This is a genomic window from Pseudomonas fluorescens (assembly GCF_004683905.1).
GTDB lineage: Bacteria > Pseudomonadota > Gammaproteobacteria > Pseudomonadales > Pseudomonadaceae > Aquipseudomonas > Aquipseudomonas putida_A.
The window spans coordinates 672,497-686,192 of record NZ_CP038438.1; the positions used below are offsets into that span (position 1 = coordinate 672,497).

The 13,696-nt window shown below is 62.4% G+C and carries 14 protein-coding genes; all 14 read right to left on the minus strand.

Annotation, left to right across the window (positions count from 1 at the left end; translation table 11 throughout):
• Positions 1 to 130: 130 nt before the first annotated feature.
• The 14 genes from ureC to E4T63_RS03080 all read right to left on the minus strand — a co-directional run bounded on the left by ureC (position 131) and on the right by E4T63_RS03080 (position 13,623).
• Positions 131 to 1,831, minus strand: coding sequence for an urease subunit alpha (gene ureC / locus E4T63_RS03015; protein ID WP_134785318.1), 1,701 nt, complete (start codon positions 1,829 to 1,831; stop codon positions 131 to 133).
• 160 nt (positions 1,832 to 1,991) lie between these two features.
• Complete coding sequence (locus tag E4T63_RS03020; RefSeq protein ID WP_098966985.1) at positions 1,992 to 2,297, minus strand: urease subunit beta; 306 nt, start codon at positions 2,295 to 2,297, stop codon at positions 1,992 to 1,994.
• The gene (locus E4T63_RS03025) at positions 2,294 to 2,830 is read right to left on the minus strand and encodes a GNAT family N-acetyltransferase (RefSeq protein WP_027613558.1); all 537 of its coding nucleotides are present in this window, start codon (positions 2,828 to 2,830) and stop codon (positions 2,294 to 2,296) included. The genes E4T63_RS03020 and E4T63_RS03025 overlap by 4 nt, the downstream gene beginning before the upstream one ends.
• 6 nt (positions 2,831 to 2,836) lie before the next feature.
• On the minus strand, positions 2,837 to 3,370 hold the full coding sequence (locus E4T63_RS03030) for a GNAT family N-acetyltransferase (RefSeq protein ID WP_047600616.1): 534 nt from the start codon (positions 3,368 to 3,370) through the stop codon (positions 2,837 to 2,839).
• A gap of 9 nt (positions 3,371 to 3,379) precedes the next feature.
• The gene (ureA, locus tag E4T63_RS03035) at positions 3,380 to 3,682 is read right to left on the minus strand and encodes an urease subunit gamma (protein WP_007915951.1); all 303 of its coding nucleotides are present in this window, start codon (positions 3,680 to 3,682) and stop codon (positions 3,380 to 3,382) included.
• A gap of 225 nt (positions 3,683 to 3,907) precedes the next feature.
• Positions 3,908 to 4,747: an urease accessory protein UreD gene (locus tag E4T63_RS03040; RefSeq protein ID WP_135294855.1), complete on the minus strand. Its 840-nt coding sequence runs from the start codon at positions 4,745 to 4,747 to the stop codon at positions 3,908 to 3,910.
• Between the two features lie 30 nt (positions 4,748 to 4,777).
• Positions 4,778 to 5,476, minus strand: a complete 699-nt coding sequence (urtE, locus tag E4T63_RS03045) for an urea ABC transporter ATP-binding subunit UrtE (RefSeq protein WP_098966990.1) — start codon at positions 5,474 to 5,476, stop codon at positions 4,778 to 4,780.
• Between the two features lie 132 nt (positions 5,477 to 5,608).
• A complete protein-coding gene (gene urtD / locus E4T63_RS03050) occupies positions 5,609 to 6,478 on the minus strand; it encodes an urea ABC transporter ATP-binding protein UrtD (protein ID WP_086794501.1) in 870 nt (289 codons plus the stop codon).
• Positions 6,475 to 7,554, minus strand: coding sequence for an urea ABC transporter permease subunit UrtC (urtC, locus tag E4T63_RS03055; RefSeq protein WP_135294856.1), 1,080 nt, complete (start codon positions 7,552 to 7,554; stop codon positions 6,475 to 6,477). Before urtC ends, urtD begins: the two co-directional genes overlap by 4 nt.
• The gene (urtB, locus tag E4T63_RS03060; RefSeq protein ID WP_135294857.1) at positions 7,554 to 9,056 is read right to left on the minus strand and encodes an urea ABC transporter permease subunit UrtB; all 1,503 of its coding nucleotides are present in this window, start codon (positions 9,054 to 9,056) and stop codon (positions 7,554 to 7,556) included. Before urtB ends, urtC begins: the two co-directional genes overlap by 1 nt.
• A gap of 237 nt (positions 9,057 to 9,293) precedes the next feature.
• The gene (urtA, locus tag E4T63_RS03065; protein WP_003221226.1) at positions 9,294 to 10,559 is read right to left on the minus strand and encodes an urea ABC transporter substrate-binding protein; all 1,266 of its coding nucleotides are present in this window, start codon (positions 10,557 to 10,559) and stop codon (positions 9,294 to 9,296) included.
• A gap of 324 nt (positions 10,560 to 10,883) precedes the next feature.
• Positions 10,884 to 11,894 carry a FecCD family ABC transporter permease gene (locus tag E4T63_RS03070; RefSeq protein ID WP_135294858.1) on the minus strand — a complete coding sequence of 337 codons (1,011 nt, stop codon included), beginning with the start codon at positions 11,892 to 11,894 and terminating at the stop codon, positions 10,884 to 10,886.
• Positions 11,891 to 12,838: an ABC transporter substrate-binding protein gene (locus tag E4T63_RS03075; RefSeq protein ID WP_115988311.1), complete on the minus strand. Its 948-nt coding sequence runs from the start codon at positions 12,836 to 12,838 to the stop codon at positions 11,891 to 11,893. Before E4T63_RS03075 ends, E4T63_RS03070 begins: the two co-directional genes overlap by 4 nt.
• Positions 12,835 to 13,623, minus strand: a complete 789-nt coding sequence (locus tag E4T63_RS03080) for an ABC transporter ATP-binding protein (RefSeq protein WP_135294859.1) — start codon at positions 13,621 to 13,623, stop codon at positions 12,835 to 12,837. Before E4T63_RS03080 ends, E4T63_RS03075 begins: the two co-directional genes overlap by 4 nt.
• Positions 13,624 to 13,696 lie beyond the last annotated feature (73 nt).

The following is a 13,696-nucleotide window of genomic DNA, read 5'->3' on the forward strand; positions in this document are numbered from 1 at the left end:
AGGCGGAGCGAATCGAATATTAGCCCCTTTGGCGGGAAATACACGACCGTTTGCACAGTGCTTTTCCAGCGACATGAAAAAGGCCCCGGGATCGTGCGCAAGACACGAAACCGGGGCCTTTTGCCGTGCGTCAGAACAGGAAGTAGCGCTGAGCCATCGGCAGGGTCTCGGCCGGTTCACACCACAGCAGCACGCCGTCAGCCTTGACCTGATAGGTCTGCGGATCGACGTCGATGTTCGGCAGGTAATCGTTGTGGATCAGGTCGGTTTTCTGTACGTCGCGGCAGCCTTTGACCACGCTGATTTTCTTCTTCAGGCCCAATGCCTCGGGCAACCCGGCCTCCTGCGCGGCCTGACTGATGAACGTCAGGCTGGTAGCGTGCAGCGAGCCGCCGTAACTGGCGAACATCGGGCGGTAGTGCACCGGTTGCGGGGTTGGAATCGACGCGTTGGCGTCGCCCATCAGACTGGCGGCGATGGCGCCACCCTTGAGGATCAGCGTCGGTTTCACACCGAAAAACGCCGGACGCCAAAGCACCAGGTCGGCCCATTTGCCGACTTCGATCGAACCCACCTCATGGCTGATGCCATGGGTGATCGCCGGGTTGATCGTGTACTTGGCGATGTAGCGCTTGGCGCGGAAGTTGTCGTTGCCTTCGCCGTCCTGCGGCAGCGGGCCGCGCTGCTTTTTCATCTTGTCGGCAGTCTGCCAGGTGCGTGTGATGACTTCGCCGACGCGGCCCATGGCCTGGCTGTCGGAGCTGATCATCGAGAACGCGCCGAGGTCGTGGAGGATGTCTTCGGCGGCGATGGTTTCGCGGCGGATACGGCTTTCGGCGAACGCCACGTCTTCGGCGATGCTCGGGTCGAGGTGGTGGCAGACCATCAGCATGTCGAGGTGTTCGTCGATGGTGTTGCGGGTGAACGGCCGGGTCGGGTTGGTCGAGCTCGGCAGCACGTTAGGGAAACCGCAGGCCTTGATGATGTCCGGCGCGTGGCCGCCGCCGGCACCTTCGGTATGGTAGGTGTGAATGGTGCGGCCCTTGAACGCGCCGAGGGTGGTTTCGACGAAACCCGATTCGTTGAGGGTGTCGGTGTGGATCGCCACCTGCACGTCGTACTGGTCGGCGACGCTCAGGCAGTTGTCGATGCTCGCCGGGGTGGTGCCCCAGTCTTCGTGCAGTTTGAGGCCGATGGCGCCGGCCTTGACCTGCTCGATCAGCGGCTCCGGCAGGCTGGCGTTGCCCTTGCCGGTGAGGCCGATGTTCATCGGGAACGCGTCGGCGGCCTGCAGCATGCGCGCCAGGTGCCACGGGCCAGAGGTGCAGGTGGTGGCGTTGGTGCCGGTGGCAGGCCCGGTGCCGCCGCCGATCATGGTGGTGACGCCGCTCATCAGCGCTTCTTCGATCTGCTGCGGGCAGATGAAGTGGATGTGCGTGTCGATGCCGCCGGCAGTGAGGATCATGCCTTCACCGGCGATCACCTCGGTGCTGGCGCCGATGGCGATGGTCACGTTGGGCTGTACGTCCGGGTTACCGGCCTTGCCGATCGCGGCGATCCGCCCGTCCTTGAGGCCGACGTCGGCTTTGACGATGCCCCAGTGGTCGATGATCAACGCGTTGGTGATCAGCGTGTCGACCACTTCGGCGGCGAGCAGTTGGCTCTGGCCCTGTCCGTCGCGGATGACTTTGCCGCCGCCGAATTTGACTTCTTCGCCGTAGGTGGTGAAGTCCTTTTCGACTTCGATCCACAACTCGGTGTCCGCCAGGCGCACCTTGTCGCCGACGGTGGGGCCGAACATGTCGGCGTAGGCTTGTCTGGAAATCTTCATGTGTTCGCCTTGGAATTCAATGGTCTTTGAGGCTGTTCGCTGCGCTCACAGATTCGCGAGCAAGCCCGCTCCCACAATTGACCGCATTTCAACTGAAGGAACGCGGTCGAATGTGGGAGCGGGCTTGCTCGCGAAGGGGCCAGAGCAGACACCGCATTACTTAGAGATCACCCATGACCCGCCCGGCAAAGCCGAACACCCGGCGATGCCCGGCGTACTCCACCAGCTCGACCTCGCGGCTCTGCCCCGGTTCGAAGCGCACCGCGGTGCCGGCCGGGATATTCAGGCGCATGCCACGGCTGGCGGCGCGGTCGAAGGTCAGCGCGTCGTTGGTTTCGAAAAAGTGATAGTGCGAACCGACCTGGATCGGTCGGTCGCCGCTGTTGGCGACTTTCAGGCTGAGGGTGCGGCGGCCGACATTCAATTCGATGTCGCCGGGCTGGATCTGGTACTGGCCGGGAATCATGGCCGGGCTCCTTGCAGAATCTTGTAGTAGAGGGCGGTCGGGCGATACGTGCCGTGCGGGTCGCAGGCGTAGTCGGGAATTTCGCCGGCACGGGTGTAACCCAGGGCCTTGTAGAAATCTTCGGCGGGCGAACCGGCCTCGGTGTCGAGGTAGAGCATGCCGCGCTTGTGCTTGGCCGCTTCGAGCTCCAGCGCATTCATCAATTGCTGGCCGAGGCCACGGCGGCGCGCCTGTTCACGCACCAGCAGCTTCTGCACTTCGGCACGATTGAGGCCGTTGGCCTTCTGGCACAGGCCCAACTGCACGCTGGCCTGCACCTCTTCATCCTTGACCACCACCCAGAGCAACACGCTGCCCTTGTTCACTTGTTGCTGCACTTCATCGAAATAGGCGCGGGCCTGCGCGGCATCGAGGTCGGCCATGAAGCCGACGCTGGCGCCATAACCCACGGCGTCGAGCAGCAGATCAATCAGGCCCTGACGATAGTGCGCAAAACTTTCCGCATTGACGCGTCGCAGTTGGGCGGGGTTCATCGCGTGTCACTCCTTGTTGGCGACCGGCGGCTGGGCGCCAGGGTTGAGAGTCAGTTGCATGAAGGTCAGATCGAGCCAGCGACCGAACTTGGTGCCGACTTGCGGCATTTGTCCGGTGATGCTGAAACCGGCGCGTTCATGCAGACGAATGGAAGCGGCGTTGCCACTTTCGATGGCGGCGACCATCACATGCTTGTCGCAGGCTTTGGCCCGCTCGATCAGCACGCTCATCAATTGCGGGCCAAGGCCGTTGCCGCGCTGATCGCTACGGACGTAGACCGAGTGTTCGACGGTATGGCGGAAACCGTCGAACGGCCGCCAGTCGCCAAAGGAAGCGTAGCCGAGCACAACGTTGTCGGCGTCGACGATCACCAGAATCGGGTAGGCCTGGGCCTGACGGGCGCTGAACCACGCCTGGCGGTTGCCGAGGTCGACCGCCGATTCGTTCCAGATCGCCGTGGTGTTGAGCACCGCGTCGTTGTAGATGTCGCGGATCGCAGGGAGGTCGGCGTGCAGGGCATCGCGAATGGTGTAGGTCATGGCGCGGCCTCAGACGATCGGTTGGTGGACGGTGACCAGTTTGGTGCCGTCGGGAAACGTCGCTTCGACCTGGATCTCCGGGATCATTTCCGGGATGCCTTCCATCACCTGCTCGCGGCTGAGCAGGGTGGTGCCGAAGTGCATCAGCTCGGCCACGGTCTGGCCATCACGGGCGCCTTCGAGCAGGGCGGCGGAGATATAGGCCATGGCTTCCGGGTAGTTGAGCTTCACACCTCGGGCCAGTCGGCGTTCGGCGACGAGGCCGGCGGTGAAGATCAACAGCTTGTCTTTTTCGCGTGGGGTCAGGTCCATTGCGGGTATCCATCAGGGCAGTTTTGTGAGGTTCTTGCGGGCGTGGGGGCCAGTTAGAGCCAGCCCTCACCCTAGCCCTCTCCCGGAGGGAGAGGGGACTGATCTCGGTCGTTTGTCGAGGCCGCTCCAGTCAGTCAATATTTTTCGAGAATGCAAATTTCCTTCCAGACAACCTGGTCAGGCTCCTTCTCCCTCCGGGAGAGGGCGGGGGGTGAGGGTGGCTTTTCAAGTGCTCCAGATTCTCGGTGATACCGCTTCGCGGCCGAGCAGGGCCGGGCGCAGCAGGCGCCACAGGTCGATCAGCCAGGCGCGGGCCAGCAGTGCCTCGCTCGCCAGGCAGCGGGCAACCAAAAGCCCCGGCAACTGGGTCAGATCACCGCGCACCTCATGGCCCAGCGAGCGGCAACGCTCCAGCAAATCGGCATCGATTTCACCGGTCACCAGCAGCGTCGCAAACACCGGATTGCCATCCAGACCGATCGGCGAATCGAGCAAGCCGTCATTGCCGGTGATGCGTTGACGCTCGTGCCAGAGCAATCGCCCGTCACGGCGGATATCCAGATGCGCTTGAAAGTGTCCGAGGTCGAAGCGCTCGCCACTGGCCGGTCGGCCCAGCGCCACCACGTCCCAGTAGAACAGCCGCGCATCGCCCTCAAGCTCGATCGAGGTGGTGAGTTCGGCCTGAGCGGCGCTGTAGACGATAGTTTCCTGCGGCAGCCACTCCAGCGTCGCACCGGTCGCGATTTTCAGATCGAGCTGCTGATACGCCGGCCCCGCTGCGCGATACCACTTGGCGGCGCCGGGGCTGGTGATCTGCGCCCAGGCGTCCCGTTCGACGCGGGCGCTGATGTTCAGCCGGTCACCCCCGGCGATCCCGCCCGGCGGGTGGACGATGATGTGCTGGCAGACCTCGGGGCCTTCGGCATACAGATGCTTTTGTACCCGTAGCGGGCCGAGATGCCGGCGTTGAACCGGGCGCGTGCAGTCGCCGAAGCGGGCGTAGGCCAGTTCCAGCTCGGCGTGCCAGCTCGGGGTAAACAGGGCAGTGGGAAGCGGTAAGTTCATGGTTTGTAATTATCGTTAGGAAGCTACAGATTAAATTGTTACCAGACCTCGTACACCCTCGGCCTCCATATTTTCACCGCGACCCTGCTGCACGATCTCGCCCCGGGACATCACCAGGTACTGATCGGCCAGCTCGGCGGCGAAGTCGTAGAACTGCTCAACCAGCAAAATCGCCATGTCGCCCCGCGCCGCGAGCTTCTTGATCACCGCGCCGATCTCCTTGATCACCGAGGGCTGGATGCCTTCGGTGGGCTCGTCGAGGATCAGCAAACGCGGACGACTGGCCAGGGCGCGACCGATAGCCAGCTGCTGTTGCTGACCGCCGGACAGGTCACCGCCGCGGCGCTGCTTCATTTGTAGCAGCACCGGGAACAATTCGTAGATGAAACCTGGTACTTCTTTCGCTTCACTGCCGGGAAACCGTGACAGGCCCATCAGCAGATTCTCCTCCACGGTGAGCCGGCCGAAGATTTCCCGGCCCTGTGGCACATAGGCGATCCCGGCGTGTACCCGCTGGTGCGGCTTGAACGTGGTAATCGGTTGGCCTTCCCAGTTCACCACACCTTCCTTGGCCGGCAACAGGCCCATCAGGCATTTGAGCAGGGTGGTCTTGCCCACGCCGTTGCGCCCGAGCAGGCAGGTGACTTCGCCGACTTTTACGTCGAATGAGAGGCCACGGAGGATGTGGCTACCGCCGTAGTACTGGTGCAACTTGTCGACTTGCAGCATTCTCAAAATCTCCTCAAATCCCCCTGTGGGAGCGGGCTTGCTCGCGAATGCGGTGGATCAGTCGCCATCAACTTGAATGGCACACCGCATTCGCGAGCAAGCCCGCTCCCACATTGGAAAGGTGTTTGCAGTTCAACGGCCGAGATAGACCTCGATCACCCGCTCGTTTTCCTGCACCTGCTCCAGCGACCCTTCCGCCAGCACGCTGCCCTGATGCAGCACCGTCACGTGGTCGGCAATCGAGCCGACGAAGCCCATGTCGTGCTCCACCACCATCAGCGAATGCTTGCCGGCCAGCGATTTGAACAGCTCGGCGGTGAATTCGGTTTCGGCATCGGTCATGCCCGCCACCGGTTCGTCGAGCAGCAACAGTTGCGGGTCTTGCATCAGCAACATGCCGATCTCCAGAAACTGCTTCTGGCCGTGTGACAGCAAGCCCGCCGGGCGATTGACCGAGGTGGTCAGGCGGATGGTCTCCAGCACTTCGCTGATGCGATCGCGCTGCTCGCCGCTCAGGCGTGCGCGCAAACTGGCCCACACCGACTTGTCGGTCTTCTGCGCCAGCTCCAGATTCTCGAACACGCTGAGCGCTTCGAACACTGTCGGTTTCTGGAACTTGCGGCCGATCCCGGCCTGGGCGATCTGCACTTCGCTCATCTGCGTCAGATCGAGGGTTTCGCCGAACCACGCCTTGCCGTGGCTGGGGCGAGTCTTGCCGGTGATGACGTCCATCAGCGTAGTCTTGCCTGCGCCATTGGGGCCGATGATGCAGCGCAGTTCGCCGACACCGATGTACAGGTTCAGATTGTTCAGCGCACGGAAGCCGTCGAAGCTGACGCTGATGTCTTCCAGGGTCAGGATCGTGCCGTGGCGGGTGTCGAGGCCCGGGCCGACGCGTTGGCCGAGGCCGATCGAGTCACGGCTGGTGCCTTCGTCCTTGTTCGGTTCCACGGGGAAAAACGCCGGTTCGAGCATGAATTCAGCACTCGCAGTGACTCTCATTGTTCACCTCGTTTCTTCAGCAGGCCGATCACGCCTTTGGGCAGATACAACGTCACGACGATGAACAGCGCGCCGAGGAAGAACAGCCAGTATTCGGGGAAGGCCACGGTGAACCAGCTCTTCATGCCGTTGACCACACCGGCACCGAGCAACGGCCCGATCAGCGTGCCGCGACCGCCGAGGGCGACCCACACCGCCGCTTCGATCGAGTTGGTCGGCGACATTTCGCTGGGGTTGATGATCCCCACCTGCGGCACGTACAACGCCCCGGCCAGACCGCACAGCACCGCGCTCAAGACCCAGACAAACAGCTTGAAACCGCGCGGGTCGTAACCGCAGAACATCAGGCGGTTTTCCGCATCGCGCAGCGCCGTCAGCACCCGGCCGAACTTGCTCTGCGCCAGACGCCAGCCGATGAACAGACTTGCCACCAGCAACAACACGGTGGCCAGAAACAGCACTGCGCGAGTGCCCGGTTCAGTGATACCGAAACCGAGAATCGTGCGGAAATTGGTGAAGCCGTTGTTACCGCCGAAGCCGGTCTCGTTGCGGAAAAACAGAAGCATCCCGGCGAACGTCAGGGCCTGGGTCATGATCGAGAAATACACACCCTTGATCCGCGAGCGGAAGGCAAAGAAGCCGAACACCAGCGCCAGCAGACCCGGTGCCAGCACCACCAGACACATCGACCAGATAAAGCTGCTGGTGCCGCTCCAGTACCACGGCAGGTCGGTCCACGACAGAAAGGTCATGAACGCCGGCAAACCATCACCGGCGGCCTGACGCATCAGGTACATGCCCATCGCATAACCGCCGAGGGCGAAGAACAGGCCGTGGCCCAGCGACAGCAGCCCGGCGTAGCCCCAGACCAGATCCAGCGCCAGAGCGACGATCGCGTAGCAGAGGATTTTGCCGACCAGCGTCAGGGTGTAGGCCGAGACATGCAGCGCGCTGTCCGGTGCCAACAGCGAAAGCAGCGGCAGGGCGATCAGCAGCGCGAGGATCACCGCGCCGATGGCAAGGGTGAGTTTCGGCCCGGCCTTTTGCGTGGCCGTGACAAGTAGAGGCTGGTTCATCAGTCGATCACCCGTCCTTTCAGTGCGAAGAGGCCTTGCGGACGTTTCTGGATGAACAGAATGATCAGCGCGAGGATCAGGATCTTGCCGAGTACCGCACCGATCTGCGGTTCGAGAATTTTGTTGGCGATGCCCAGCCCGAACGCGGCGAGCACGCTGCCGGCGAGTTGCCCGACGCCACCGAGCACCACCACCAGGAATGAGTCGATGATGTAGCTCTGACCCAGATCCGGGCCGACGTTGCCGATCTGGCTCAGCGCCACGCCACCGAGGCCGGCGATGCCCGAGCCGAGGCCGAAGGCGAGCATGTCGACGCGCCCGGTCGGCACGCCGCAGCAGGCAGCCATGTTGCGGTTCTGCGTGACCGCTCGCACGTTGAGGCCGAGGCGGGTCTTGTTCAGCAGCAGCCAGGTCAGCACCACCACGAACAAAGCGAAAGCGATGATCACGATGCGGTTGTACGGCAGCACCAGATTCGGCAGCACCTGAATCCCGCCGGACAGCCACGCCGGGTTCGCCACCTCGACGTTCTGCGCCCCGAACAGCAGGCGCACCAACTGGATCAGCATCAGGCTGATGCCCCAAGTGGCGAGCAGGGTTTCCAGCGGCCGGCCGTAGAGGTGACGAATCACCGTGCGTTCCAGCGCCATGCCGATCGCCGCCGTGACGAAGAACGCCACCGGCAGCGCGATCAGCGGATAGAACTCGATGGCTTGTGGGGCGTAACGCTGGAACATCAGTTGCACCACGTAGGTCGAGTAGGCGCCGAGCATCAGCATCTCGCCGTGGGCCATGTTGATTACCCCGAGCAGGCCGAAGGTGATCGCCAGACCGAGTGCCGCGAGCAGCAGAATCGAACCGAGGGACATGCCGCTGAACGCCTCACCGAGGATTTCGCCGACCAGCAGTTTGTGTTTCACCTGCGCCAGACTGGTTTCGGCGGCGGTGCGCACGCCGGCATCGCTTTCGACGCCGGGTTCGAGCAGGCCTTCGAGGCGGGTGCGGGCCAGGGGATCGCCGGTTTCACCGAGCAGGCGCACGGCGGCCAGACGCACTGCCGGATCGCTGTCCACCAATTGCAGGTTGGCCAGGGCCAGGCTCAGGGCGGCGTGGACGTTCTCATCTTTTTCGCCAGCCAGTTGCTGGTCGAGGAATTTCAGCTGCGCGGGTTTCGCGCTTTTCTGCAATTGCTGCGCAGCAGTCAGACGGGTTTTGGCGTCGGCGGCGAGCAATTGGTGGCTGGCCAACGCGGTGTCGATCAGACCCCGCAGGCGGTTGTTCAGACGCAGGGTTTTTGGCTGGCCGTCGATGATCAATTCGCCTTGTTGCAGGGCGTTGATCAGCTCGACACGCGCCGGCTCGGGCTGCGCGGCCCAGGCTTCAAGCAGTCTGGCTTGCTGCACGGGATTGGCGGCGACGAAGTCTTCGGCGTCGCCGGCAAAGGCAGTCATCGGCAACAGCAGTGCGATGGCGAGGATGAAGCGGTAAAGGGTAGTCGGCATAAAGAGTCGCCTTGCGCGGACTAATGGTGGGCACAGTCTTTGTGGCGAGGGGATTCATCCCCGATCGGCTGCGAAGCAGTCGCAAAAACAGTCGCCGCGATTCACAGGTACATCGCGCCTGTAGCATTTGGGGTCGCTTCGCGACCCATCGGGGATGAATCCCCTCACCACAAAATATTGTTCCCACAGGGGGATCGAGTCGGCCTCACGCCAGGCGCGAGGCCGACACCCAATGGCTCAGTTGCTCTTCACCGCATAATCCGGCTTCTTGTCGTTGCCATCGATAAACGGACTCCACGGTTGCGCGCGGATCGGCCCTTCGGTCTGCCACACGACGTTGAACTGACCGTCAGCCTGGATCTCGCCGATCATCACCGGTTTGTGCAGGTGGTGATTGGTCTTGTCCATGGTCAGGGTGTAACCGGACGGTGCGGCGAAGGTCTGGCCGGCCAGTGCTTCGCGAACCTTGTCGACGTCGGTGGACTTGGCTTTCTCCACCGCTTGCGCCCACATGTGGATGCCGACGTAAGTGGCTTCCATCGGGTCGTTGGTCACCGCTTTGTCGGCGCCCGGCAGGTTGTGTTTCTTCGCGTAAGCCTTCCAGTCAGCGACGAACTTCTTGTTCACCGGGTTCTCCACGGACTCGAAGTAGTTCCACGCCGCAAGGTTGCCCACCAGCGGTTTGGTGTCGATGCCGCGCAGCTCTTCTTCACCCACCGAGAACGCCACCACCGGTACGTCGGTAGCCTTCAGGCCCTGGTTGGCCAGCTCTTTGTAGAACGGCACGTTGGAGTCGCCGTTGACCGTGGAGATCACAGCAGTCTTGCCGCCGGCGGAGAATTTCTTGATGTTGGCGACGATGGTTTGATAGTCGCTATGACCGAACGGGGTATAGACCTCTTCGATGTCCTTGTCGGCCACGCCTTTGGAATGAAGGAACGAGCGCAGGATCTTGTTGGTGGTGCGCGGGTAGACGTAGTCGGTGCCGAGCAGGAAGAAGCGCTTGGCGCTGCCGCCTTCTTCGCTCATCAGGTATTCAACGGCGGGGATCGCTTGCTGGTTCGGCGCGGCGCCGGTGTAGAACACGTTCGGCGACATCTCTTCGCCTTCGTATTGCACCGGGTAGAACAGCAGGCCGTTGAGTTCTTCGAACACCGGCAGCACCGATTTACGTGACACCGACGTCCAGCAACCGAACACCACCGCGACCTTGTCCTGGGTCAGCAACTGCCGGCCCTTCTCGGCGAACAGCGGCCAGTTCGACGCAGGGTCGACCACCACCGGTTCGAGCATCTTGCCGTTCACGCCGCCCTTGGCGTTGATCTCGTCGATGGTCATCAGCGCCATGTCTTTGAGCGACGTTTCGGAGATCGCCATGGTCCCGGACAACGAATGCAGAATCCCCACCTTGATGGTCTCGGCGGCCTGGACAGTCCAGGTCATGCCCATCGCGGCAATGGATGCCGTGAGTGTGAAAGCCTTGATCAAACTGCGACGCTTCATTGTGCGATCTCCATGAACGTTAAAGTTTTTTATGGTTGGCAGATGCGGACGACTGAAGGTGTGTTTTGCAAGGGCTGTGCCCGGTCGGGATCGGGCAGGAAAATGTCGGTTTAGAGCGGTTGCGCGCGGGCGGGGTGCACCATGAAGGGACGCGGAGAGAGCGTTGGTGCAAGCGGCCGCGCCAGATTGGGGCGCGATTTCAAGGACAACACTGTCCCCTGTAGGAGTGAGCCTGCTCGCGATAGCGTTCTGTCATCCGCATTGATGTCGAATGTGTCGCCGTCATCGCGAGCAGGCTCACTCCTACAAGTTGATTGTGCTGGATCAGCGGCGGCGCATCAGGCCGATGAAGAACAGACCGCCGATAGCTGCGGTGGCGACGCCGATGGGCAGGTCTTCCGGCGCGATCAGAGTTCGCGCGGCAACATCGACCCACACCAGAAACAGGCTGCCGAGCAGTACGCAGGCCGGCAACAATCGGCGGTGTTCGGCACCGACCAGACGCCGGGCAATGTGCGGCACCATCAGCCCGACAAAACCGATCGAGCCGCTGATCGACACCAGCACCCCGGTCATCAAGGACGCGATCACAAACACCCGCAAACGCACCGCGCGGGCATTCAGGCCGAGGGTGACGGCGGTCTGTTCACCGGCCATCAATGCGTTCAACGGCCGGGCCATGCCCAGCAGCAGACCGAGGCCGAGCAACACGCTCAGCGCCGGTATCGTCAGCAACTCCCAACGCGCCAGGCCGAGGCCGCCGAGCATCCAGAACATCACCGCCGAGCTGGCGCGATGGTCGCCCATGAACAGCAGCAGGTTGGCGATTGCCATCATCACGAACGACACCGCCACGCCGCACAGCAGCAACCGGTCGCTGTCGAGCCGACCCTGACGGTTGGCAATCCCCAGCACCAGGAACATGCTCAGCAACGCACCGATGAAAGCAGCAATCGGCAAGGTCAGCAGACCGACGATCTCACCTATGTGCAGCACCACGATCACGGCGCCGAGTGTCGCGCCGGAGGTGACGCCGAGCAGGTGCGGATCGGCCAGTGGATTGCGCGTCACCGCTTGCAGCACCGCGCCAATCAACGCCAACCCGGCACCGACCAACGCCCCGAGCAACATGCGCGGCACACGGATCAGCCAGACGATGTGTTCCTGCCCGGCGCTCCAGCTCACCTCGCCGAAACCGAAGGTCTTGTGCAGCAGAATCCGCCAAACCACCTCCACCGGCACCCGCGCCGGACCAAAACCGAGCGAGACCACGCACGACACCAGCAACAGGGCGCCGAGGGCGGTCAACAACAGGGCGTAGCGACGGTCGATCATTCGCCGTGGAATCCTTTGGCCAGGGTTTCCACCGCCAGCACGTTATCGATCCCCGGCGTGGCCTGCACGTAAGGGATGACGATGAAGCGCTGGTTCTTGATCGCATCGACCGATTGCAGCGCCGGGTTCTTCAGCAGAAATTCGATCTTCTGTTCAGCAGTGATTTCGCTGTAGTCGACGATCACGATCACCTGCGGATTGCGTTCGACCACGGTCTCCCAGTTGACCCTCGTCCAGCTCGCGTCGACGTCGTCGAGAATGTTGCGCCCGCCTGCAGCATCAATCAGCGCCTGCGGCATGCCGAGACGCCCGGAAGTCATGGCGCGGTCTTCGCCGCTGTCGTAGAGAAACACGCGCGGCTTGTCGGCGGGCAGGTCTTTGCGGATCTCGGCGACCTGATTCTGCATGTCGGCGATCAGTGCGTTGGCGCGATCCTGCACGTCGAAAATCTTCCCCAGATTGCGCAGGTCGTTGTAGGTGTCGTCCAGCGTCGCCGCCGGGCGCTTCATCACGAAGGCGCAGGATTCGGTCAGCTCATAGACGTTGATGCCCAGCGGTTGCAGGGTCTGCGGCGTGAGATCGCCGCCGACACGCATGCCGTAATCCCAGCCGGCGAAAAAGAAATCGACGTTGGCGTTGAGCAGGGTTTCCACCGACGGGTATTTCGCGGCCAGCTCCGGCAAGCCGTCGAGCAGCGACTGCATTTCGGGCGTTACTGACTTCCAGCCGCTGACACCGCTGTAGCCGGCCATACGCGATTTGAGGCCGAGGGCGAGCATCATCTGGGTCATGTTGATGTCGTGACTGACCGCGTGTTTCGGCGCTTCGTTGAAGGTCACTTCGCGGTTGCAGCTATGGATGGTCAACGGGTATTTCGTGGCTTCGGCGAAGGCCTGGGCACTGCACAACAAAAGAGCGACACAAAGCAGGGAACGCACAGTCATGGTCGGGTTATCCAGGTGATTCGCGGGTAGCCGTGAAGAGGGTGGGAATCGATCAACGCCTCGACGCCGAACACGTCGCGCAGCAGCTCGGTGGTCAGTACTTCTTGCGGCGTGCCGCTGGCGACGATCCGCCCGTGGTTGATCACGTACAGTCGGTCACAGAACGCGGCGGCCAGGTTCAGGTCGTGAATGCTGGCGAGGGTGCCGATCTGCAGACGTTTGACCAGTTGCAGCAGTTCGAGCTGATAACGCGGGTCGAGGTGGTTGGTCGGCTCGTCGAGGATCAGCAGTTGCGGTTGCTGAGTCAGGGCGCGGGCAAGGATCACCCGCTGCTTCTCACCGCCGGACAGGGTGGCGAACGCATGGTCTTCGAAGCCGTCGAGGCCGACGGATTTGAGCGCTTGCGTCGCCAGATTGCGATCTTCCAGCGTGTCGCCATCGAACAGGCCTTTGTGCGGCGTGCGACCCATGGCGACCACTTCTTCGACGGTCAGGCCAAAGGCATCGGGGAATTCCTGCAGGACCACGGCGATGCGCTTTGCGCACCAGCGCGAAGACTGTTTCCACACGTTGTGATGATCGAGTCTGACCTCACCGCTTTCCGGCTGACTGAAGCGATAAGCGCAGCGCAGCAGGCTGGTCTTGCCGCTGCCGTTGGGGCCGATCAGCCCGACGAACTCACCGGCGGCCACCTGCAACGAGGCGTCACGCAGCTGGAACTGGTGATGGCAGTGGCCGTGGCCCAGAGGTGTCCAGGCGAGGTGGGTGAGGGTGAGTGACGTCATAGGGCGTTCGGTGTGTTCTCGATTTCGTGTTTTTTCGGTAGATCCATCCCCCTCACCCCAGCCCTCTCCCCCA